The organism is Leeuwenhoekiella parthenopeia (assembly GCF_020782115.1).
Classification (GTDB): Bacteria; Bacteroidota; Bacteroidia; order Flavobacteriales; family Flavobacteriaceae; genus Leeuwenhoekiella; species Leeuwenhoekiella parthenopeia.
In genome coordinates this window covers 106,266-130,822 of record NZ_JAJGMW010000012.1, presented here as the reverse complement: position 1 = coordinate 130,822, position 24,557 = coordinate 106,266, and the positions used below count along the sequence as shown (strand labels likewise).

The following is a 24,557-nucleotide window of genomic DNA, read 5'->3' as shown; positions in this document are numbered from 1 at the left end:
CAACCTGCTCACAGTATGAGAGCCTCTTATTAAAGTATTGCTCATAGTGCCAAATTATAGATTTTTTCGCAATACTAAAGTTCTGCAATAAATTGCAGGGTTTTAAACCCTTACCTGAGACCAATAATATTCAAAAAACTCCTTAATTTTTAAGGAGTTTTTTTATGCATTTACCCAAACACAAAGTTTAAAACAGCTAATCTGATAAATTTTCCTTAACTTATTATGCGTGCATAGTATTTTTTTCTAACTTTACGCAAACGTATGAGTAAAAAAGAAATCACTATCGATCACGCCCTTAGGGCAACCTGGCAGGCCATTACCAAAATGTATAATGAGCAGGCTGCACAACTAGACAGTACGATGGCTACAGGCTTCGCATTGTTAAGTATAGATCCCGAAGAAGGCACCCCCTCAACTGCTTTGGGTCCACGTATGGGAATGGAGGCTACCAGTCTTTCCAGAACCCTGAAATCTATGGAAGAGCGCGGGTTGATCGAAAGACGGCCGAATCCGGCAGATGGCCGCGGTGTACTGATTTTCCTTACGGAATTTGGAAAAGAAAACCGGGATTTTAGTAAAGACCGGGTGTTGAAATTTAATGAAGCCATTAGAAACAATATTGAGGCCGAAAAAATAGATCACTTCTTTGAGGTCATTAATGTCATCAACGATTTGATTCAGAATAAAAAAGTTTATAAAACCACCGAAACGACTATAAAGTAATGAGTAAAAGACGAATAAATAAAGTTGCAGTTATTGGCTCAGGTATTATGGGAAGCGGTATCGCTTGTCATTTTGCCAATATTGGAGTTGAAGTACTGCTACTCGACATTGTTCCGCGTGAACTAACCGACAAAGAAAAAGCAAAAGGTCTTAGCCTTGAAGATAAAGCGGTGCGCAACCGCCTGGTTAACGATCATTTGCAAAATGCACTAAAATCAAAACCTTCACCCATTTATCATCAGGATTTTGCACAACGCATCACCACAGGTAATATGGAAGATGATATCGCCAAAGTGAAACACTACGACTGGATTATTGAAGTTGTGGTAGAACGCCTGGATATTAAAAAACAGGTTTTTGAAAAGCTTGAAAAACACCGTACTCCCGGAACCCTGATTACCACAAATACTTCCGGTATTCCGATCAAGTTTATGAGTGAAGGACGCAGCGAAGATTTTCAGAAGCATTTCTGCGGAACGCACTTCTTTAACCCTGCCCGTTATTTAGATCTTTTTGAGATCATTCCGGGACCAAAGACCGATAAGGAAGTTCTTAATTTCCTAAATGAATACGGTGAAAAATTCCTGGGTAAAACTTCAGTGGTAGCTAAGGACACTCCGGCATTTATTGGTAACCGCGTGGGGACTTTCAGTATTATGAGCCTTTTCCATACGGTTAAAGAACTTGACATGACCGTGGAAGAAGTTGATAAACTGACCGGCCCCGTAATCGGCCGTCCCAAGTCGGCGACCTTCCGTACGGTTGATGTGGTTGGTTTGGATACTTTGGTACACGTGGCAAACGGTATCCGTGAAAATGTAGAAAATGATGAGCGTGCCGAGTTGTTTTCACTTCCCAATTATATTGACACCATGCACGGCAAGCAATGGTTAGGAAGTAAAACCGGCCAGGGCTTCTATAAAAAAGTTAAGAAAGACGATGGCTCAAGCGAGATTCTTACGCTTGACCTCAATACGATGGAATACCGCGAAAACAAACGCGCTTCCTTCGGTACTTTAGAAAAAACAAAAGGCGTTGACAATGTTGCCGACCGCTTCCCTATTTTGGTTGACGGTAAAGACAAAGCAGGCGAATTCTTCCGTAAAAACTTTGCGGGATTATTTGCCTACGTGCAAAACCGCATTCCTGAAATCACAGACGAACTCTACAAGATCGATGACGCGATGCGTGCCGGTTACGGCTGGGAGCAAGGTCCGTTTCAGATTTGGGATGCTGTAGGTGTTGAAAAAGGAATCGAATTGATGAAAGCCGAAGGTTATGATATCGCAGACTGGGTTTCTGAAATGCTTTCGTCAGGTAAAAATTCATTTTACACCGTTAAAGAAGGGAATACCTGGTATTATGACATCCCTAAAAAGGAATACATCAAAAAACCGGGTCAGGATGGCTTTATCATTCTCGATAACATTCGCGAATCAAAAGAAGTATTCAAAAACAGCGGCGTAGTCGTTGAAGATTTAGGTGATGGAATCCTCAATGTAGAATTCCGTTCAAAAATGAATTCCATTGGTGGTGACGTCCTTTCAGGACTAAATAAAGCCATTGATCTGGCCGAAAAAGATTTCGCCGGACTCGTGGTTGCCAATCAGGGGAAAAACTTCTCGGTGGGTGCCAATATCGGAATGATCTTTATGATGGCCGTTGAGCAGGAGTATGACGAACTCAACGCTGCGGTTAAATATTTTCAGGATACCTGTATGCGCCTGCGCTACTCGTCAATCCCTACCGTTGTGGCTCCTCACGATATGACTTTAGGTGGAGGTTGCGAAATGACCCTGCACGCTGACCGCGTCGTGGCAGCAGCAGAGAGTTACATTGGTCTGGTAGAATTTGGCGTTGGGGTGATTCCCGGCGGTGGTGGTTCTAAAGAAATGACTTTACGTGCTTCAGAAACCTACCACAAAGACGATGTCGAATTAAACCGTCTTCGCGAATACTTCCTCGCAATAGGTATGGCAAAAGTTTCGACTTCGGCCTATGAAGCCTTTGATACCGGTATTTTAAAGCCCGGTAAAGATATTGTTGTTGTAAATAAAGACCGCCAGATCGCAGCAGCCAAAGAGGTTGCGAAGTTTATGGCAGATGAGGGTTATACTAAACCTATAGAGCGTACAGACATCAAAGTACTGGGTAAACAGGCTCTTGGTGCATTCCTTGTAGGTACAGATCAAATGAACGCCGGTAAATACATCAGCGATCACGATAAGAAAATTGCAAACAAACTGGCTTACGTAATGGCCGGTGGTGACCTCTCTGAAGCTTCTTATGTAAGTGAGCGGTACCTGCTTGACCTGGAACGTGAAGCGTTCTTAAGTCTTTGCGGCGAGCGCAAAACACTGGAGCGTCTGGAGCATATGATCAAGAAAGGGAAACCGTTGAGAAATTAGGATCCCCACCTGGCCTCCCCCAGGGGGAGGAACATTTAGTGTTGAACAATAAAAATCCTATTTCCTCCTAATAGGTGTTCCCCCTTCGGGGGATAGGGGGCTTAAAATGAGCAAAACAGCATATATAGTAAAAGCATACCGAACAGCCGTAGGGAAAGCTCCCCGCGGATTGTTCCGATTTAAAAGACCCGACGAACTCGCTGCGGAAACCATCGATTATATGATGAAAGAGGTTTCTAATCTCGACAAAAAACGCATTGATGATGTTATGGTAGGTAACGCGATGCCCGAAGCCGAACAGGGCCTTAACGTAGGTCGCCTCATTTCCCTAATGGGATTGAAGATCGAAGACGTACCGGGCGTAACCGTAAACCGGTATTGCGCATCCGGTATTGAAACCATTGCGATGGCTTCGGCAAAAATACAGGCCGGAATGGCAGATTGTATCATCGCCGGTGGTGCCGAAAGTATGAGCTACATCCCTATGGGTGGTTACAAACCGGTACCCGATTATAAAGTGGCCAAAGCCGGAAACGAAGACTATTACTGGGGAATGGGACTTACTGCGGAAGCTGTAGCTAATCAGTTTAAGGTTTCGCGTGAAGATCAGGATGAGTTTGCGTACCATTCGCACCAAAAAGCCTTAAAAGCTCAGGAAGAAGACCGTTTTAAAGAGCAAATCGTTCCGATAGAAGTAGAACATACGTTTGTAAACAACAGCGGTAAAAAAGAAACAAAAACCTACACCGTAAATAAAGATGAAGGTCCGCGTGCCGATACCAGTCTCGAAGTATTGGGTAAACTGCGTCCTGTTTTCGCCGAAGGCGGAAGCGTAACCGCAGGAAACTCCTCGCAAATGAGTGACGGTGCAGCGTTTGTATTGGTTATGAGCGAAGAAATGGTAAAAGAATTAAATCTGGAACCCATCGCCCGCCTCGTAAATTTTGCTGCCGTGGGTGTTGAACCGCGCATTATGGGAATTGGTCCTGTAAAAGCGATTCCGAAAGCGCTAAAACAAGCCGGACTCAAGCAAGACGACATCGACCTGATTGAGTTAAACGAAGCCTTTGCTTCGCAGTCTCTTGCGGTAATCCGCGAACTGGGTTTAAATCCCGATATCGTAAATGTAAACGGAGGAGCAATTGCACTGGGTCACCCGCTGGGATGTACCGGAGCCAAACTCTCGGTGCAGTTGTTTGACGAAATGCGTAAACGCGATATGAAAAACAAATACGGTATCGTAACCATGTGCGTAGGTACCGGTCAGGGCGCCGCCGGGGTTTATGAGTTTTTGAACTAATCCCCTCCTAACCTCCCCAATGGGGAGGAAGTAAAGTATTGTTTAATAAAAATCCTATTACCCTCTGATAGGTGTTCCCCCTTTGGGGGACAGGGGGCTTACAATGGCAGAAACAGCAGATAAAAAAGACATCCTTCGCGGAGGTCAGTTTTTGGTAAAGGAAACTCCTTGCGAAGACATCTTTACTCCCGAAGATTTTAACGAGGAGCAGAAAATGATGAAAGAAACGGTTAAAGAATTTGTTGACCGTGAGATTGTACCACACAAAGAACGCTTTGAGCACAAAGACTATGCACTTACCGAAGAGGTGATGCGCAAAGCCGGTGAGCTGGGCCTTTTGGGCATTGCGGTTCCTGAAGAATACGATGGTCTGGGAATGGGCTTTGTTTCTACGATGCTAGTTTGTGACTACATTTCAGGAGCAACCGGGTCTATCGCGACCGCTTTTGGTGCCCATACCGGTATTGGTACGATGCCAATCACCCTTTACGGGACCGAAGAACAGAAGAAAAAATACGTGCCTAAACTCGCTACCGGCGAGTGGTTTGGAGCCTATTGTTTGACCGAGCCGGGTGCCGGTTCTGACGCCAACAGCGGAAAAACCAAAGCAGAACTTTCAGCAGATGGGAAATCGTACAAGATCAACGGTCAAAAGATGTGGATTTCCAACGCGGGATTCTGTAATGTCTTTATTGTTTTCGCCCGAATTGAAGACGATAAAAACATTACCGGCTTCATCGTTGAGAACGATCAATCTAACGGGATCTCATTAGGTGAAGAAGAAAAGAAACTGGGTATTCACTCCTCTTCTACCCGTCAGGTATTTTTCAATGACTGCGTGGTTCCTGTAGAAAATATGCTTGCCGGTCGTGGTGAAGGCTTTAAAATTGCAATGAATGCACTTAACGTAGGCCGTATCAAACTCGCTGCTGCCTGTCTTGACGCACAACGCCGCGTGATCGATATGGGTGTTAAATACGCTAACGAACGGGTGCAATTTAACACGCCTATCGCCAAGTTTGGTGCGATCAAATCGAAATTGGCTGAAATGGCGACCAATGCCTATGCCAGTGAGAGTGCTTCTTACCGCGCTGCAAAAAATATTGAAGACCGAATTTCAATCCGTCTTGAGGAAGGTGCAAGCCACTCAGAAGCCGAACTTAAAGGTGTTGAAGAATATGCGATTGAATGTTCGATCCTAAAAGTAGCCGCTTCAGAAGATATGCAGAATTGCGCCGATGAAGGTATCCAGATTTATGGCGGTATGGGCTTTAGTGCCGATGCGCCGATGGAAGCAGCCTGGAGGGACGCCCGTATTTCGCGTATTTATGAAGGTACAAACGAGATCAACCGTATGCTTGCGGTAGGTATGCTGGTCAAAAAAGCGATGAAAGGTCACGTAGATTTGCTCAATCCTGCAATGGCAGTGGGCGAAGAACTTACCGGAATTCCTTCTTTTGACACGCCAGACTATTCCGAAGTGCTTTCGGAAGAAAAAGCGATGATCGCCAAACTGAAAAAGGTATTCTTAATGGTAGCCGGTAGTGCGATCCAAAAATACGGTCCTGAGCTTGAGGAGCATCAGCAGTTATTGCTGGCCGCTTCAGACATTCTGATCGAGATTTATATGGCCGAAAGTACCATTTTGCGTACCGAGAAAAACGTGAAGCGTTTTGGTGAAGAAGCTCAGAAAGAGCAGATCGCGATGGCACAGTTGTACCTGTATCACGCCGTAGACACCATCAACCAAAAAGCTAAAGAAGGCATAGTCTCCTTTGCCGAAGGTGATGAGCAGCGTATGATGCTTATGGGTCTTAAGCGTTTTACCAAATATCAAAATCAGCCTAACGTGGTGGCTTTGCGCAATACCATCGCAGAGAAAATCACAGCTGAAAACACCTACCCCTTTTAGATTTTCACCCCTAAAACCGAAATTCTAAAATCAAACAACCTGTAGCTTTAAGTTGCAGGTTGTTTTGTTTTTGGGCGTGCCCTTCGGGCCAGGCTATACGTTGCAATCTTTAGTCGCTCCCGCTCCTAAAGGATTTCCACTACTATCCCTCACGCGGATTTGATTCAAGGTTTAAAATTTAAAGTCTACGTCAATTGTCACCTCGACGGCAGGAGCCGTCACATCCTACTTGGCAAAAAAACAAGCTCCCGTGAAGGACTGCTGCGATTTCTCCCTACTGGTCGAAATGACTACAAATGTCACCTCGACAACAAGAGCCGTCACATCCTACTTAGCAAAAAAAAAGCTCTCGTGAAAGACTAATGCGATTTCTCCCTACCAGTCGAAATGATTACAAATGTCACCTCGACGACAGGAGCCGTCACATCCTACTTGGCAAAAAAAAAAGCTCTCGTGAAAGACTAATGCGATTTCTCCCTATCGGTCGGAATGACTACAAATGTCACCTCGACGAAAGGAGAGGTCACATCCTACTTGGCAAAAAAAAACAAGCTCTCGTGAAAGAATGATGCGATTTCTCCCTACCGGTCGAAATGACTACGAAAGTCACCTCGACGACAGGAGCCGTCACATCCTACTTGGCAAAAAAAAACAAGCTCCCGTGAAAGACTAATGCAATTTCTCCCTACCGGTCGAAATGACTATAAATGTCACCTCGACGACAGGAGCCGTCACATCCTACTTGGCAAAAAAAACAAGCTCCTGTGAAGGACTGATGCGATTTCTCTCTATCACTCAAAATGACGATACTTATATTTCGTATTTCTACTTTTTTACCACTCTATTTCCTTTAGAAATCCACAACCTTAAATTTTAGACCTTGAATTTTAAATTGCCCCAAAACGGCTCAATCCTTGCAAGACTCTTTACACAAACATCTGTATCTTTAAAATCTGAATCACGACTATGCTTAAATCATCACTTTTTTTCTTCCTCGGACTTTTAGGCTTCAGCCTTTACGCGCAAACCGCTCCCGAAGTTTACCTTTTTGAAATCCATACCACGCCCACGACTCTGGGGGTTAAGGACGGACAAAACATATCCCAAAACCCGGGTTACGACAACCAGCCCTCGTTTTACGATGCCAGCACCCTGCTTTACAGCCGCACAAAAGACAGCCTTACAGCAATTGGCGTTTACGATCTGGTTACCAGAGAAAATTCAGTTTTAACAAACGAACCCAACAGCGGATTCTTTTCGCCCCAGCGCATCCCGCAAACCGATCTTGTGGCTGCGGTTCGCCAGGACCCGGAAGGCAGACAGCGCCTTGCTACCTACGACTTTAAGAGCAAAGGCTTTCAAAAATTGCTGGACAGCAGTCAGGTGGGTTACTTTTCGTTTTACGATAAAGAAACTTTTATCGCTTCGGTTTTAGTGCCCAATCAAATGGATTTATTCCTTTCAACTCCTAAAAAAGATAGCCTGCAAAGAATAGTGGCCAACGCAGGTCGCTCCCTTCATAAAGTGCCCAACAGCGACTCGATGAGTTATTTGGTAGAAAACGACGATCAGAATATGGACTTGTATATGCTTGATCTTTCCGGCGAAAGCCCTACCAGCTATTTTGTATGCGAACTCCCTATCGGGCGGCAGGATTACGCCTGGCTTGATGAAAACCGCATTTTGGTGGGCAGCGGCGACAGTTTGTTTGTGTACGATTTGTTTGGTGAACCCGCCTGGGTTTTTGCTGTGAGTCTAAACAGCTACAAGCTCACCAACATCTCCCGAATCGCGGTAAGCCCCGATGGAAAACACCTCGCTCTGGCAGCAGAACCGGTAGAATAACTTTAAGACGTGCCGCAAAAGAACCGCATCATCTTCCTCATCGTACTCGCCCAGTTTTTGGGGACTTCGCTGTGGTTTGTGGGCAATATCGTGGTGCCGCAGTTGCCGCTGGCGCGTTTAGATACCGCCACTGGCGTGAGCAATATTCTGGCTTCGGTACAATTTGGTTTTATTAGCGGTACGCTGGTCTTTGCGCTTTTGGCTTTTGCAGACCGCTTTTCACCTTCCAAAGTTTTTTTAATTTGCTCCCTGGTGGGAGCCCTTACCAATCTGGCGCTGCTGCTGCCCGGTGTTACGTATTCAACCGTACTGGTCTCGCGTTTCAGTACCGGTTTTTTTCTTGCGGGGATTTATCCCGTAGGCATGAAAATCGCAGCGGATTATTTTGAGCAGGGTCTGGGCAAAGCTTTGGGTTTTCTGGTAGGAGCACTCGTTCTGGGCACTGCCCTGCCCCACTTTTTAAACAGTTTTGGACTTTCGCTTAACTACAAAAACATCACACTCATCACCAGTGCTCTGGCCGCGTTGGGGGGAATACTTATCGGTTTTGGAGTACCCGACGGCTCCTTTCGCAAGGCGCAGCAGAAGCTACAAATCAAGGCGATTCCACGGCTTTTTAAAGAGCCTAAGTTTAGAGCAGCAGCTTTTGGCTACTGGGGTCATATGTGGGAACTCTATGCCTTCTGGGGGTTTGTCCCGCTGTTTATAACCTATTACGCGCAAAAACACGTTCTGCTGCTTAACATTCCGCTTTGGTCATTTGCCGTGATTGGCGTAGGTGCCATCGCCTGTGCCGTGGGCGGAAGTTTAGTCGCCCGCTTTACAAGTAAATCTGTGGCGCGTTTCGCACTTATAACCTCAGGTATTTGCTGTTTACTTTCACCGGTTGCGCTGCAACTGCCGGTTTGGCTTTTTGCCTCCTTTCTCCTGTTTTGGGGTGCTATGGTGGTGGCAGACAGTCCGCAATTTTCAACGCTCGTTGCCTCAAACGCCCTGCCTGAATACCGCGGTACTGCGCTAACACTGGTAAATTGTGTAGGTTTTGCGATTACGATTGTGAGCATTCAGGCGCTGGGATATGTTATTCTGCATTTTGAAATGCCCTATCTCTTTTGGATTTTGGCGCCTGGGCCTATCTTTGGCGTTCTTAGTTTGGGCAAAACACGCTCATGAAAGCCTATAATGGGCAATTGGCAAACAAAGTGCATTCCCACCTATATAATTAAAATGCTGAAAAACAGATTTTTGTATATTTTAAACAGATGAAATACCTCTTTTTAGTTTTCGCTTTGCTTGCTTTTTCCTGCGGAAAAAAAGAAGATCCGCCACCCTTTCCCAAAGCTGAAGCTCCACAACTGGAGGTTTCTAAAGCCACAATAGCGCCCCGGATTGACGGCAAGCCCGATGACCCAGCCTGGCAAAAAACCGATTGGCTTAAGCTCGACCAACTCTGGCAAGGCCAAAAATCTGATCAAAATATCCAATACAAACTTACCTGGACGCCCGATGCGCTTTATGTTTTGGTACATTTTAAAAATTTAAATCCGCAACCAAATACGGGAAATCCGCTTGAAGATTATGACCGGCAGGACCGGCTTGTGATTTATCTGGACGAAAACAACAGCGGCGGACTTTACGATTCCGGCTTCGAGGTTTTTACCTATAATGTGCTGCCCAATGGTTTTATAGTGGGTTATGATGCCGAAAAGCTTCCGAAAACCTATAACAATCACATTAATCACAAAATTTTCCGAACTAAGCAGGAAGCCTATCACGAATTACGCATTGCTGTTTTTGACCAAAATTTTAAACCGGGATCACCCAACATGGCCGTATCGCTTTCGCCCAACAAAGAACTGGGTTTTGCGATGGCTTACGTTAGTATGGCTTCCGAAGAAAAAGATTCCAATACCATTATGGGATCTGTAGCGATTCCCGAAGATTATAAAAACCGCATCAATCTGGATTCGGGACTTTTTGCTACATTACAACTTGTTGAATAAAATCTGTTATGAAAAATACACTAGCCCTAAACGAAAACCTCAGCCTCTCACGCATCATTCACGGATACTGGCGCCTACGCGACTGGAACCTCAGCGATGCTGAACTTTTAAAACTCATGGAGCAGGTGCTCGAACTGGGGATCACCTCGTTTGACCACGCCGACATTTACGGAAATTACACCTGTGAAGAATTCTTTGGCCGTGCGTTAGCCTTAAAACCGGAATTGCGCGAGCAGATGCAGCTGATTAGCAAATGCGGTATCAGACTGGCTACAGATTTCAATCCGGAACTGGACGTAAAAATTTACGAGTACAGCACCGCGTATATCATCAAGCAGGCTGAAGCTTCGCTTAAAAATCTGGGAACAGACCGTCTGGATTTGTTGCTTCTGCACCGCCCGGCTCCGTTTTTTGAGCCTGAAGAAGTCGCAAAAGCTTTTGACCATTTAAAGCAAAGTGGAAAAGTCCTCAACTTTGGGGTTTCAAACTTTACACCCATGCAGTTTGACAGCCTTCAGGCGTATCTCGATATGCCGTTGGCGACCAATCAGGTGGAACTTTCAGTTGCTTGCCTGGAGCATTGGGAGAATGAGAATATTGAATTTTTCCAAAAGCATAAAATCAAACCCATGGCCTGGTCTCCCCTTGCCGGCGGTAAGCTATTTAAACCCGAAACCCAGCGCGAACACCGCCTGCATTCGGTATTGAAAGAAGTAGCTGCCGAACTGGGTATTGAAGCTATTGATCAGGTGATGTATGCGTGGTTATTAAAGCATCCTGTGGGCGCATTGCCCATTGTAGGCTCCCAACACATCGATCGCATTAAAAGTGCCGTAGACGCGCTCGAAATTGATTTAAGCCTGCAGCAGTGGTATAAAATCTGGATTGCTTCTAAGGGAGAAGATTTGCCTTAAAAGCTATTCTTCTACCTCATAATCAAGAGTCTTATAGCCTATTTTACCATCCGGGGAGATGACTTCTACAAGAACCGTTTTAGTTCCCGGGATGGTATTGTTTGGGTATTTCACGTTAACAGGTTCTCCATTTTGCAGACTTATGTTGGGATCCCAATAAAGCGTTACTGCATTATCGCCGGGGCCTAAAGCCATTGCTCCACTCTCGTATTTCGGGATATAAAATGCTTTGGTAGGCGCAAATAACGGAATGCTGGTCTTGAGAATGCCTTTTGATTTTGTGGCCGTGTAAAAACCGTTACCGCTGTAGGTATAAATAGCCAAAATGCTTCCCTGTGTTGGTGTCGAAAGCATACTTCGGAAAGGATAAACCCTGCGGTAAAGCGGCATAAAATTTTGAGTGGTGCCATCTAAAATTTCAACACTTTTCACTTCGCTGGGCGGCAGATTGGGCAAAAACTGATAGGCGTCGGCCAAAACCGGTATCCCATCAACCAGCACAAGAGTTTCCATCCCACCGGTGACCACCGCTTTTTGATAACGTACGCCTGTGCTGTCCTGATAGAGTTGAAAACTGATTTTATCTCCAAAAGACTGCCTTAGCACACCATAAAGGCCATGACTGTACTCATTTGCTTTCGTTTCAATCTCCCGACCATCGATCACCACATCGGGCTTGCCATAGGTGTCCATCACTTTTTTACGCTGTGGGGTAAGCTTATAATCGCTTATGAGTACTTCATCCAACTTGTTGATACTGGGATCGTAGTCAAAAAACGTATCTGCTGTTTGCTTCTGCTCTGATTTTTGCAAAACCTCAGGTTGCGGCTCTTTCTTTTTGAAGAAGGCTCGGTTGCGGTCGTATGTTATTTGCGGTTTAATGGCCTCATCCAGACTTAGGTTATAATCCCGGTTTTTACCTGCATCGTTTTTGGTTTGTAAAACCGCCCGCACCCGTCTGCCCTCGAGCGGAGGCAACAGAAAATTGAAGCGTCCCAGACTATCGGTTTTCTGATCGTAAAACTGTTGTTCTTCACCAAAAACCATCAGGCTCACGTCTACACCCTCTTTCATTTTATCCTTATCAAAAAGTGCTGCTATCTCTCCCTGAACCCCTAAGGTAAATTCAGGAAGAAAAGGCATTTCCTGTTCATCCGGAGAAGAATTGAAGGTGTAGCCCCGCCAGCCCTGAGTGAGCAGCAAATTATCCAGTTCATCGGGTTTTACAAGCTGTGTACCTTCAAAATAATATGCTGACTTTTCAATAGTTCCTCTTAGTTCTGAACTGAGCATAAAATAAGTCCAGATATTTTGCTCATTTTTCAATTCGTTGGGGATGACCAAAACCGAAGCGCTGGCATCCCGGGCAAGCCCCGTTGCAGAAAGCGTCAAGCTCACCTCTTCTTCCGTTTTAAAAGAAGGTTTGTTCAGTTCTATATCCAGCTTAAGGGCTTCGGTTTCTAAATGATTAAAGTATAGGCGTTCGGCTAACGGATTTTTGTTTTGGTCTTTAAGCGTAAATACCAAAATTCCTGCGGGTAACGATTCCTTTGAAAAAACCAGGTTTTGCTTTCCGCTTTCAAGTTTTCGCCCCACTTCACCAAGTGCCAAACCTCTGCTGCTCACTGCTACATAGACCGAATCATTCACAAATTGGGTGGAACGTACCTGTACCGCGAGATTAGTACCTACGGGATTTACCGAAAGTGTACTGCCTTTCTCAATAACCTTAGGAAATGAATAAGTGAACTGAATATCCCTGTTTGACTCTGTTAATTCAACCCTATAAGTTGTTGATGCTTTTGGAAAAAGATATACCCGTCCCATCCCCAGCTCATTGCTTTTAAACGAAGTGACCTGAATTCCCTGATCGTCATAAACAGTCCCGGAAACCGCAACGCCTTTTCCGGTCTCGTCAATCGCCTTAAAACCTATAAGGTTGTTGATTCCGCTCAATAAACTACCACCCTCGGGTAAAAACTGAATATCTATCGCAGGTTTGGAAAGTGGTATACTCTCACTGTATTGCTTACCCGATTCGGTAAGGATTTTAAAATGCACCCAGTCTGTATCTTCGGCAAAATTTTCTTCCAGAACAAAATAGCCCGCGCCATTCTTACGAATGATGCGCTTTTTTACCTGATCGCCATAAGCGAGTTCCAGATCAAATTTATTCCCGGCAGTGCTGTCTATAAGTTCGGGTTTGAATACGAAACGGATAGCATCCTTACTTTCAATCCCCATTTTTTCAACAACAGGTTCCGGGCTTTTGGCTTCGGCAATGTTGAGATAGGTTTTAAAGATAAAGTCGGCATCAAAATTTTGATTCCATTGTGTGTAGGCCCGTAACTGATAGGTGCCCGGGGCATAAAAATCTTCAACACTGAAAAAATTGCTACCAATCCCGTCATTGAGTTTGATCATTTTTTCGCCCACAAGCGTTTCAAACGGGTCTATCAGTTCTACATGCAAAACTCCGCTTAAGCCTGAAGGCACATTGTCTTTTGCCTGGGCAACAATAGCTTTAAACCAAATGGTCTCTCCCGGCGTATAGGCTTTACGATCGGTTTGCAGGTAAATCTTTTCGGCCAGGGCTTCCTGAGCGCTGATGTCCTGCTGAGCGGTAAGCCTGGAAGCAGTTATTAAAATTATAAAAGCACAAAGGCCCGTTTTAAATTTGATGAAGAAATTTGGTAGGGGGCTCTTCGATACTTTTACATGGTGCATAGTCTTTTAGTTTATGGGTTTTATGAGAAAGCTATATTGGTAATCTCCGGGCAGCAGCCGGTATTTTTCGTGAGGTTTGGCGCCCCAGCTGTTATCACCGCCTACCCCGGTTTGTTTGTAATCTATATTCAAACTGATCAGGTCGCGGGGTTTAATATCGGTCGTATGTCGCTGTTGTTTCCATTCGCCGGGATCAAAATCGGAAACGTAATTGTGATGCGCACTGAAGGATACTACAGGCAGACCCACAATTTTAATTCCGGCACCGGAATCGTTGGTTAGGCTTATCCATCTGTTTTCAGTGCGGTAACCGTTTTCCTGGGGTCTGATGTATGGGAAATACAAATCTGCTACCGAAGACTCATAGATACCCACAAAAGGCGACTCTTTACGGTCCTGATAGTTCTCGTGCGGCCCGCGGCCATACCAGCTCACCTGATCGTATACGTCGGGCAAAATAAAATTCATACCAAAGCGCGGAATTTCGGCCACCTCTTCAGAACCCGTGTAATTTAATCGGTTTGTGATCTTCAGGCTGCCATCTGCATACATAGCAAAACGGGTACTTGCCTGCGCCTGTAAGGTGTCTAACTGATAAACAGATTCTACAACCACAGAATCCCGAGTTTTTGAAAGCATCTTAAATGAGATTAATTGCTGCTTTTCAGAAGCATCTTTCCACAGTTTCCCTCGTTTTTGATAGTTATTACCAAAATCATTATCGGTTGGCGCGCGCCAAAAATTAAAACGAGGTTCTTCTTTCAGGTAGTTTTGGTCTTTATAGACATACGATTTTAAGCGTCCGCTTTGGGTGTCAAAATTGAGGCTTACCGCATCGGTTTTTACCGATAGCGCATTTTTGAGCTCTTTAACCTGAAGCTTTCCTTTTCCTGTGCTGTTCACACGATTGTTAGCAGAAGGTTGTTTGAGCAGGATCTGCTCCCGGGCCACCACAAAACCTTTTGGCAAGAGCGGCGACGCCGTTTTGGTAATCACGTTAAAATTGATAAAATATTCGTGTTCATCTTCAGGAATCTGCAATGCGTTCAGTTTAAATACCAAAGAGTCTTGCGGAGCCACGTTGAAAGACCCTAAGTTATTGGAAGAAACCACAGCTCCGTCACGCAACAAATCATACTCTATTTCAAAACCTTCCAGATCGGTAAAGAAAAAACGGTTTATCAGGTTGAATTTTAAACTTTCGGTATCGAGCGCCTCGATCTTCACGTTTTGGTACACCTGCTTCACCTCTGCCAATGCCGGATGTGGCGTACGATCTGGGTTTACAATACCGTTGAGCACAAAGTTCGCATCGTTGCGATAGCGGTCAGGACCATAATCCCCGCCATAGGTCCAATATTTAGTACCGGTGCTATCCTGCTTTACAAAACCCTGATCTACCCAGTCCCAGATAAAACCGCCCTGCATTTGCGGTTGTGCGTAAACAAAATCCCACAAATCCTGCAGATTACCGGTACTGTTACCCATACTGTGCGCATACTCACACCAAATAAAAGGCCTCTCAGGATACTTGCCGATGTAATTGTTTTTGATATAATCAAGGCTGGCATACATCCAGGCAATAACATCTGTATGTGGTTCCTGAAAACTCTTGCCGCGTTCTGCGCGTTCATACTGTACCGGACGTGAAGTGTCCCGGTTTTTGATGTAGTGATACCCGTCTACAAAAGCAGGGCCGTCACCTGCCTCATTACCCATAGACCAAATAATCACTGACGCGTGGTTCTTATTGGTCTCGACCATTGCCTCTAACCGGTCCTGATGCATGGCAGCAAATTCGGGCTTGTTGGCCGGGGTTTTATCTTCATCATATCCAAAACCATGGGTTTCCAGATTGGCTTCATCAACCATATAAATGCCATATTCATCGCAGAGTGCGTACCACAACGGATCGTTGGGATAATGCGAGTTGCGCACGGCATTGATGTTGTTTTCCTTAAAAAGCTGAATATCCCGAATCATCGATTCTTCAGTAATCACGTGACCGGTATATTGATCGTGCTCGTGGCGGTTAACGCCCTTGAGTAAAATGGGTTTTCCGTTTACCAGAAGCTTTCCGCCTTTAATTTCAACAGACCTGAAACCGATTTTAAACGAAGTGGCCATCAGCGTATTTGAGCCTTCAGCAAGACTAAGGGTGGCTGTGTACAGATTAGGATGCTCTGCGCTCCAGGTTTTTACTTCTTCAAGCAGATGCTGAAAGCTGAGTGTGTCTTTTGAGGAAGCTGTTAAACGAACTTCCTGTTGAACTTTATGAACAACACCGGAGTCATCATAGATTTTTAACTGAAGCTGAAGGGTTCTGGTTTTGGCACTTTCATTAGCAAGGCTTACCGAAGCATCCAGAACTCCATCTGTGTAGGTCGAATCGAGACCCGCTTTAAGAAACGCGTCGGCGATGTATGCCTTTGGGGCTTTATAAATATAGACATCCCGCTCAATGCCGCTGAGTCTCCAGAAATCCTGATCTTCAAGATAGGTGCCGTCGCTCCAGCGATATACTTCAACGGCGAGTTCGTTTTCGCCGGACTTAACAAAGGACGTAATATCAAACTCAGACGGGGTTTTACTGTCCTCATCGTAGCCCACTTTCTTTCCGTTTACCCAAACGTAAAAGGCGCTGTTTACTGCTCCAAAGTGCAACACGACGCGCTGGTCTTTCCAATTTTCGGGCAGGTTAAAATTGCGTTTGTACGAGCCTACCGGATTGTAAAGCGTATCTACAAGTGGCGGATTGATCTCGTGGGTGTATCCCTCACTTACATAAAGTGGAAAGTCATAACCCTGCACCTGCCAGTCGCCCGGAACTGCTATGTCATCCCAACCGGAAACATTGTACCCGGTTTGATAAAATTGTTCAGGGCGCTCTTCGGGTCTGCTAGCAAAATGAAACTTCCAGATACCATTTAATGATATAAAATTATCTGAATCGCGATACTTATTTACAAGTGCCTCTTCTTCGGTATCGTACACGTAAAAGGTAGCACGTGGCGCCAGGGTATTAACTTCAAAAACACTCAGATCCTGCCACTCCGGTGGATTTTGCTGGGCGTTAACACGGGTTAATACGAAAAGAACAAACAAGTAGCTCCAATATTTTTTAACACTAATCATCAAGTAATCAATTAAAGAGAGCCGTTAAACTATTTAAAAATTATAAACTAAACTGAACAGGAATTAATCAAAATTGATAGTATATAACTCAGAATCGCTCATCAAAACCTCTATTTTGCCATTTTTGGCACTCAGCTTTGTCACCGGCATCAATTCGGCTTCAGTAAAATCCTCGCCCGATTTTTTCCAGAGCATCAGGGTGGCGTAAATGTTTGTTTCAGCCTGCGGCGAAAAGGTGGCTGAGACATTGATGGTTGTACTTTCTTCAGAAATCGGATTGAGTCCGCTGGCAGATACAAACTCTGCATTTTCCCAACCCTGAAGCGGGAGCATCGCCAGTTGATACTCTCCATTATCTAAAACAAGAGCAGCAGTACTACCACTTTTCTGGATATAATGCTTGACTTCCTTGCCTTCGATTTTTGGCAACGCATAATGTCCCAGGCGCATTTCAACAGGAACTTTACTGGTCTGTTTATCAACACGTAAAATTCCGTTAGGTAACGGGATGTCTGCCAGTTGCATCGTCACCTGCTCGTTGGTTTCTAATACCGCATCCCGGCGGTACACGCCATTTTCATAGCTTTTGAAGGTGTACAACCGCCAGGGTTCCCATTCGTTTTTGGCATTTTTAAAGACATAATTCATCGAGATTTCACCCTGCTCTCCGTCTGCCTGCCATGGAAAAGCGGAATTATACGACAGCTTGTTGTAGTTTTCGCTGCTGCGAAAGCCCTGCCAGTCGTCTGCCTTTTTCTCGTGGCACCATGCCCGTATTTCAGAAGCGCCAATATTTGGATAATCGGTAATCAAAATATTGGAAGCAGCCTGAAACTTATTGTACACCTTATCCTTTTCAAAAGTAGTATCCCACGGGCCCAAATTTTCAGTCGCCGTCCAAAACGGATTATCATCAGGCACCAACAATCCTAAAAAAGCCTTTCCCATCCAGAATACACTACCGCGGGCGCTGTACACCTGTACGGCAGGTTCAAAATGTCCGTAAAAACCTAAAGTGGGAATCCGGTCCAGTAAAAAGTCTGGGTTCTGTAAAAACTGAAGTAAGGTGCCTGAAGAGATGCGGCGCAACCAGCCGAAATTAATCGTGTCATCCTGCAGCGTTCCGGTAAAGGGAAACGGACTGATAGACCCGATGCGGTAACTGATGCTGCGACCCCACATAATCATCTCGCCATCTTCCGAAAACATATAGGGATAATGATACACCAAATCCTGAAAATTGGTTTTAAAGGCTTTGGCTAGATCGGGATAATGCGTATCTCCATAGACCGACGCCCACATAGGCCCGTAGACCTGAAACGCCCACATACTGTAATAATCATAAGCCGGGTTGTCATTATACCAGCCCTGCCCGCGGTAATGGTCGAGGGATTTTTGCAGGTATTCTTCAAGCAAAGGCTTGTTGACTTCATAACCCTGAGCATCAAAAAAACTAAGTACAAAAATGTTGAAGAATTTCCAGTTGGAAGGCACGGTAGGCCCATCACCGTAACTCAGCATAGAGGCTGCCAGCGCGTCTTTATCTTTCTGACTTAAGGGATCCCAAAGCGTTTCGGGCGAAATGAATAAGGAAATCGCCAATGCCCCGTACTCTACCAAATTCTGACTGGGACCGCCGTTGCCACGAGGCTTGATGTATGCGGGGCTATCGGGATCGGTCAATTTTGGGATTTGATGTTGATAGTATTCAGCAACTTTAATTCCGTTTAAGGTAAGATCGGGTTCTTTTTTTAAAAGGGGTGCAGCGACGAAAAGGGTACGTACCAGACCTTCCAGTTTTTCGGTAGGTACCCGGCTGATGTCCTGCGGATAACTTTTACCGGGAAGCTTAGGAAACTTCATCGGGTCATCCAGATCGTCGATATAACTAAAAGCTCCTGCCAGTAAATACCTGGCGGCATCTTCCCAGTGTTTTTTGGTCATTCCGGTATACGGACTCGTTTGAAAATCGGGATTTTCTACCTCAAACAACGGCATTTCGCCATTCACCTGTTTTGCAGGTTTGATTTCCTGAGCAGTTAGCGCTGAAGTAATTAATACTATTGAAAAGAGAATAGGTTTTCTAAAAATCATCTTTTGAGTTTAGTTTATTTGACCATTCGGTACATTTCAGAAGCAGCAAGTAAATAAGCTCCCACTCCAAAGTCGGCAGTAGAATTGACATCAACTACCTGCCCGGGAATGGCCCTTTCGCCGATAGGCTGTACATAACCCACGGCTCCGTTTTCCTGTAAAGCCACTTCCGTCAGGTACTTCCAGCTTTTTTCTACCACAGGCAAATAGATTTTTGCATCCAGAATACCGTTGTTGATACCCCATAGATAGCCGTAGGTAAAGAAAGCCGTACCGCTGGTTTCAGGCCCGGGAGCGTGCTCGGGATCAAGCATACTACGCGTCCAGTAGCCTTCGGGCTGTTGGGCTCCTTTTAAAGCTTCGGCCATACGCCTGTAGCGGGCTTCAAATGCGTTTCGGTATTTGGAATCTTTGGGAAGATCCTGTAAAACTTTAGCCAAACCGGCAAAAACCCAGCCGTCGCCGCGTGCCCAGAAATCCTTTTTTCCGTTTAGGCTTTTGTGTTTGGGATATACGTATTTCGCATCGCGATAATAAAGCCCCGTCTCTTCATCAAGCATTATACTATCTGAATACTTCAGGTATTCGTTTAGTTTATCTATATACTGCTCGTTGCCGGTCACCTGATAGAGTTTGGTCATCACCGGCATCACCATATACAGGCCATCAGCCCACCACCAATGGTCGTTTTGTGGCGTGCTCATCTGGTATTCCATCACCTCACGGGCGCGGGCAATTTTTGAAGGATCTTTTGATCCATCAAGCGTATACAAATCGATATAGGTTTGAAAAGCAATCTGCCAGTCGCCAAAAAGCACATGATCGTCAGTCTCACCATAATTGTATTTCCATGCCGATTGATCATCAGATTTTGCACCTTTCCACTCATTATGCTCGGCCCAGGCCGTGGCATAGTTCAGAAAATCTTGATTTCCCGTCACTTTATAAGCTTCGATATTCCCGGTCTGATAGGCCGCAGGATGCCAGAATGCCGATGCGGGCTCGGGATGCGTCTCTTGCCAGTGGGTATTCACGTTTTCTATAATGGCCAAAACCCGATCGGGTTTGGGAAGTGAAGCTTCGTTTAAGGCCGAATCAGTCGGTTTTGCTCCTCCGCAGGAAGTGAATATTCCTGCCAAAATTGAAAAGTAAATGAGCTGTGTTTTCAAGGATTTGTATTTTAAATTTTGTTTCATAATTGAGGATCTGTTTTCTGATACACCCGTACATAATCTACCAGGTATTCTTTAGGAAATTGCGTATTTGAAGGATCACCACCGTTGGAACCAATCGCCAGATTGAGTAAAATATAATGCAGTTGGTGAAAGCCGCTAAACCCGTCGGGATTTTTGGTTTCGGCTAAATCAATCTCGTTGATTAACGCGTCGTCCAGATAAAGTTTGATAAACTGCGGAGTCCACTCCATTTTCCAGATGTGGAATTTTTCAGGCCATTGCGGGTCTTTCTTTAAGAACTCAGTAAAGGGAATTTTAGCACTGTCCCAAGACACATCCTGCCAGTTTGCTCCCCAGGCGGCATTAGCCAGAATGTGGGGTTTTCCGTCAATCTGATAGTATTCCATCATATCGATCTCGCCGTTAGAAGGCCAGCCTTTTTCCACTCCCAGCGTCCAGATTGCCGGCCAAATTCCGCTTGCGGTATCAATTTTAGCCCGTACTTCTACAATACCGTACATAAACTCAAAGCGATTCCGGGTATTGATACTTGAAGACGTATACTGCGCTGTTTCTCGGCTTTTACTCCAATTGGTACTACCCGGTTCATAACCGGGATTTACAAGCTCTTCGCGTTTACCTGTGATGACCAGATTTCCGTTAGCAATAGTGGCATTGTCTTCCTGATACCACTGCAGCTCGTTGTTGCGTACAAAACCGTACTCATAGTTCCATGAATCCCGATCGGGCTTAGTACCGGTGTCAAACTCATCGTGCCAGATAAGCTCGTAGCCTTTTGGAGTTTGAATAGCAGAATCCCCCACCTGCCCGGATTTTGAAGATTTACACGAAATCACAAAAGCATAACTAAGCAGCAGGAACAGGATTCTCATAATTTGTATTTAATAGGTGTACAGACCGGGCCCTGCGTTGTTGCGGGTGACCAGTAGGTGTTTTTGACCGGATTTTGTGTTTAAAATGTTTAGAGATTTTATATCACCATCTAACCACAGATTAGCGGATTGAGGCATAAGGCGAAAATCACCCTGATTAAAGCTAAGCAACGAACCGAAAGAAGCATCAAGCGGCCCCTGACTCACGCGAAACGGATACAGGTTTCCGGCAGTAAGAATATCTGAATTGCCGTCATCATCAAAGTCTGCAACTACAAAATCCTGAATGGGTGCATCCTGAACCGCTTTGGGCAAAGCCTTTATACTAAACGTACCATCACCTTTATTCTCTATAAAAGCCGAAGCAAGCATTTTGATCTCCAGGGTAAAACGCGGCTCAATTTTATTGGTTTTTAAAAACTCTTCGGTATTGGTTTTAGCATAACTCTCATAAGATTGATACTGTTTTTTTAAGGCGGAAACCTGCCCCATGAGTTCGTCGCGAGTAGGCCACGGATAGCTAACCCCGTCAATATAGTACGTCAAAATAGGATCTATACGCCCGTTGTTATCAATATCCTGAATGTAATAGCGCATAGGCTCTTCAACCGAAGCTTTAAACTGGTTGTTTTCGCCCAGATTACCGGCCAGAAAATCAACATCCCCGTCGCCGTCAAAGTCCCCGGCCTGCAGGCTAAACCACCAGCCGTTTGTATTCGCAAGGCCTGCTGCTTCTGTTTCATTTTTTAAAGTACCCGCATTGTTTTTAAACAGACTAATGGGCATCCACTCTCCTGCTAAAACCAAATCAGGCCAGGAGTCGTTGTCAATATCTACCCAATCTGCATCGGTTACCATACCCACCTGCTCCAGATCGTAATTTCGGGTGACGCTAAACTTCACATCAGAGCCGGAAGTTTCATTGGTAAGTAACACGCTTCGGGGAGCCATCGGGTAATTTCCTCCCGAAATCCTTCCGCCTACGAATAAATCCAGATCGCCGTCCTTGTCGTAATCTGCAGCTTTAACCACTCCCCCGCTGAATTTCATATCGGGCAGCGCGTTTTCAGCTTTGCTGAATTTACCGTTACCTGTATTGAGATATAAACGGTCCTGATAATAGGCATCGCCATTAAACTCTTCATTACCGCCGCTTACCACATAGAGGTCCAGATCGCCGTCATCATCAGCGTCAAAAAACAGGGCGTCGTAGTCTTCGTGAACCACCTCTTCGGCTAAAGTCCAGGGTTGACCTGTATTGTTTAATTTGAACTTACCGGTATCAGTTCCCAAATACAATTGCGAAGCCTGACCACTAGCGCCGAGGAAGAAAATATCGTCGTTACCATCGTTGTTAAGGTCTCCAACTGCGGCTTTTCCACTGGTTTTTGAGACCTGATACGGGATAAGACTTTCGTAATTATAGTCTACATAATCATTCTCCTGATGAATGAAATTGATATTCGAATTTGCAGTGATATCGGTGAAGAAGGTTTCAGGTGCTGTGATCTTATAATCATAGGTTTCAGTCGCTTCAGCCTCCTTCAAAACCAAAACTTGATTGGCCTGAACATTTTCAAGACGGGTCCATTTTTTAGAAGGCCAAATTATTTCAAGACTCCGGATAGTTTCGGCTTTGCCTAAACCAATAGTCATTTTGGGCTCGACCGAAGACTGATACCCCCGAATGTAATAGGCTTCCTGATAGATTTGCTTACCATCTTCAAGCTGAAGCATTACTTTGGCACCCAGTGCCTGAGTGTTTTTCCCTTCGCCATTAAGCGTCAGAGACAAAAAGTTGTTATCCAACTGCTCATTTTCCCTGTTTTCATAAACCAAAACCGGGTCATTGAGGTTGTTGATGATCAGGTCTAAATCTCCGTCGTTATCAAAATCGGCATACGCGGCCGCATTAGATACCGTTTTTTGGTCAAGTCCCCAGGCCTGAGTTTTGTTTTCAAAAAGTAATCCGTCTACATTTTTATAGATGTAATTAGAAACTTTTGTAGAAGGAATTTTACTGATGAGTAAGCCCAGATCAAGTCTTTCGCCCGTTGCCTGAGCACGATCTCTGGCCTCGTGCACCGTGTAGTTATTAAAATCGAGATTGCTATAATCGCGCAGATAGCCATTTGTGATAAAAACGTCTTTAAGCCCGTCGTTATCGTAATCAGCAAGTAAGGGCGCCCAACTCCAGTCGGTATTTGAAATTCCGGCGAGCTGCGCCACCTCCGTAAAACGTAAATTTGCATTGGGATCTAAGCCCTTGCTCAACTGTAAATTGTTGTGCATATACTGCGGGTGGTAACCACTATCAATAAGTCGTTTGACCTTATTGTATTCATCCGGTCCTTTGAGCACTTTTTGGCGGTAATTACCTTCCGGAAGCATATCAACCACAAACAAATCAGGATTCATATCGTTGTTAATGTCTGCAGCATCAGAACCCATGGAGTATTTTGAGAAATGGGCGAACGAAGCTTTTGAGGTTTCGGTAAAGGTGCCGTCGCCGTTATTGAGATAGCAAAAATCCTGTTCGGAATAGTCGTTAGTCACAAAAATATCAGGATACCCATCTTTATTAAAATCACTGATTGCGGCACTCAGCCCAAAATTGATACCCGTACCGTCAATACCCGCTTCTTCTGAAACTTCCACAAATTGATTATCGCGGTTTTCGTAGAGTTGATTCCCGTAATACGGATGCCGCTTGCTGCGTAACAGGGTTACGTTGTAGAAAATGTTGTAAAACTTGTTGGCGTGATTGAGCAAAAACAGATCAAGATCGCCATCGAGATCGTAGTCCAGGAAATAGACCTGCGTGGTGAAGGTGCCAATGGCATCAACCCCATATTCTTTAGCCTCATCCTTAAAAGTGGGAACCCCATTAGCGTCAAGCCCCTGATTGATAAACAGCTGGTTTGAGCGGGGTTTATACTCGCGCACCACCGGTTCAGTCACCCCTTCCTGCGGGGCATTGCCCGAGTAGCAAACATAAATATCGAGTAAGCCATCGCCATTAACGTCGGCCATTGCGGTACCGGTTTTCCAGCCCTCTTTTTGCTGAATTTGCGATTTGGCGGTGATATCTTCAAAGCTTAAACCTCCTTTATTCAGGTAGAGTTTATTTTGAACCTGATTGCCCGAAAGATAAACGTCTGAAAGTCCGTCATTATTAACGTCTCCCACTGCAACACCGCCACCGTTGTAAATGTATTCGTAGGTGATGATGTTACTTTCTTCGGTTTCAACCAGTGTGTTTTCAAAGTCAATTCCGGTTTTTGAAGCATCCAAAAGCCTGAACATGGTATTGGAATCTGCTGCAACGGTCTTCTCCTCTTTGCCGCAGGAGGTCAAAATTAAAATAGTTAAAACAGAAAACAGAGTAGGGATAGATTTCATAAAATGCTTTTAAATGAATACAA

The 24,557-nt window shown here is 45.0% G+C and carries 14 protein-coding genes; 8 read left to right on the top strand and 6 right to left on the bottom strand.

Features of this window, described 5'->3' with window-relative positions; translation table 11 throughout:
• Positions 1 to 264: 264 nt before the first annotated feature.
• From LLW17_RS10740 to LLW17_RS10705, 8 genes are all read left to right on the top strand, one after another.
• Positions 265 to 726, top strand: a complete 462-nt coding sequence (locus LLW17_RS10740) for a MarR family winged helix-turn-helix transcriptional regulator (protein WP_228230265.1) — start codon at positions 265 to 267, stop codon at positions 724 to 726.
• Positions 726 to 3,134, top strand: coding sequence for a 3-hydroxyacyl-CoA dehydrogenase/enoyl-CoA hydratase family protein (locus LLW17_RS10735; protein ID WP_228230264.1), 2,409 nt, complete (start codon positions 726 to 728; stop codon positions 3,132 to 3,134). The genes LLW17_RS10740 and LLW17_RS10735 overlap by 1 nt, the downstream gene beginning before the upstream one ends.
• 106 nt (positions 3,135 to 3,240) lie before the next feature.
• Complete coding sequence (locus LLW17_RS10730; RefSeq protein WP_228230263.1) at positions 3,241 to 4,434, top strand: acetyl-CoA C-acyltransferase; 1,194 nt, start codon at positions 3,241 to 3,243, stop codon at positions 4,432 to 4,434.
• A 103-nt stretch (positions 4,435 to 4,537) separates the two neighbouring features.
• Complete coding sequence (locus LLW17_RS10725) at positions 4,538 to 6,346, top strand: acyl-CoA dehydrogenase FadE (RefSeq protein ID WP_228230262.1); 1,809 nt, start codon at positions 4,538 to 4,540, stop codon at positions 6,344 to 6,346.
• A 966-nt stretch (positions 6,347 to 7,312) separates the two neighbouring features.
• The gene (locus LLW17_RS10720) at positions 7,313 to 8,191 is read left to right on the top strand and encodes a TolB-like translocation protein (protein ID WP_228230261.1); all 879 of its coding nucleotides are present in this window, start codon (positions 7,313 to 7,315) and stop codon (positions 8,189 to 8,191) included.
• 9 nt (positions 8,192 to 8,200) lie between these two features.
• On the top strand, positions 8,201 to 9,364 hold the full coding sequence (locus tag LLW17_RS10715; RefSeq protein ID WP_228230260.1) for an MFS transporter: 1,164 nt from the start codon (positions 8,201 to 8,203) through the stop codon (positions 9,362 to 9,364).
• A gap of 89 nt (positions 9,365 to 9,453) precedes the next feature.
• Complete coding sequence (locus LLW17_RS10710; protein ID WP_228230259.1) at positions 9,454 to 10,194, top strand: CBM9 family sugar-binding protein; 741 nt, start codon at positions 9,454 to 9,456, stop codon at positions 10,192 to 10,194.
• An 8-nt stretch (positions 10,195 to 10,202) separates the two neighbouring features.
• On the top strand, positions 10,203 to 11,108 hold the full coding sequence (locus LLW17_RS10705; RefSeq protein WP_228230258.1) for an aldo/keto reductase: 906 nt from the start codon (positions 10,203 to 10,205) through the stop codon (positions 11,106 to 11,108).
• A gap of 3 nt (positions 11,109 to 11,111) precedes the next feature.
• Here LLW17_RS10705 and LLW17_RS10700 read toward each other — a convergent pair whose 3' ends face one another.
• The 6 genes from LLW17_RS10700 to LLW17_RS10675 all read right to left on the bottom strand — a co-directional run bounded on the left by LLW17_RS10700 (position 11,112) and on the right by LLW17_RS10675 (position 24,534).
• Positions 11,112 to 13,835, bottom strand: a complete 2,724-nt coding sequence (locus LLW17_RS10700) for an MG2 domain-containing protein (RefSeq protein ID WP_228230257.1) — start codon at positions 13,833 to 13,835, stop codon at positions 11,112 to 11,114.
• A 6-nt stretch (positions 13,836 to 13,841) separates the two neighbouring features.
• On the bottom strand, positions 13,842 to 16,970 hold the full coding sequence (gene lacZ, locus LLW17_RS10695; RefSeq protein WP_228230256.1) for a beta-galactosidase, LacZ type: 3,129 nt from the start codon (positions 16,968 to 16,970) through the stop codon (positions 13,842 to 13,844).
• A 63-nt stretch (positions 16,971 to 17,033) separates the two neighbouring features.
• A complete protein-coding gene (locus tag LLW17_RS10690) occupies positions 17,034 to 19,064 on the bottom strand; it encodes a DUF2264 domain-containing protein (protein ID WP_228230255.1) in 2,031 nt (676 codons plus the stop codon).
• 14 nt (positions 19,065 to 19,078) lie between these two features.
• Positions 19,079 to 20,260 carry a glycoside hydrolase family 88/105 protein gene (locus tag LLW17_RS10685; RefSeq protein ID WP_228230254.1) on the bottom strand — a complete coding sequence of 394 codons (1,182 nt, stop codon included), beginning with the start codon at positions 20,258 to 20,260 and terminating at the stop codon, positions 19,079 to 19,081.
• Positions 20,257 to 21,132 (bottom strand): glycoside hydrolase family 16 protein, encoded by an 876-nt coding sequence (locus tag LLW17_RS10680; RefSeq protein WP_228230253.1) that lies wholly within the window; start codon positions 21,130 to 21,132, stop codon positions 20,257 to 20,259. The genes LLW17_RS10685 and LLW17_RS10680 overlap by 4 nt, the downstream gene beginning before the upstream one ends.
• 9 nt (positions 21,133 to 21,141) lie before the next feature.
• A complete protein-coding gene (locus LLW17_RS10675) occupies positions 21,142 to 24,534 on the bottom strand; it encodes a VCBS repeat-containing protein (protein WP_228230252.1) in 3,393 nt (1,130 codons plus the stop codon).
• Positions 24,535 to 24,557: the final 23 nt, after the last annotated feature.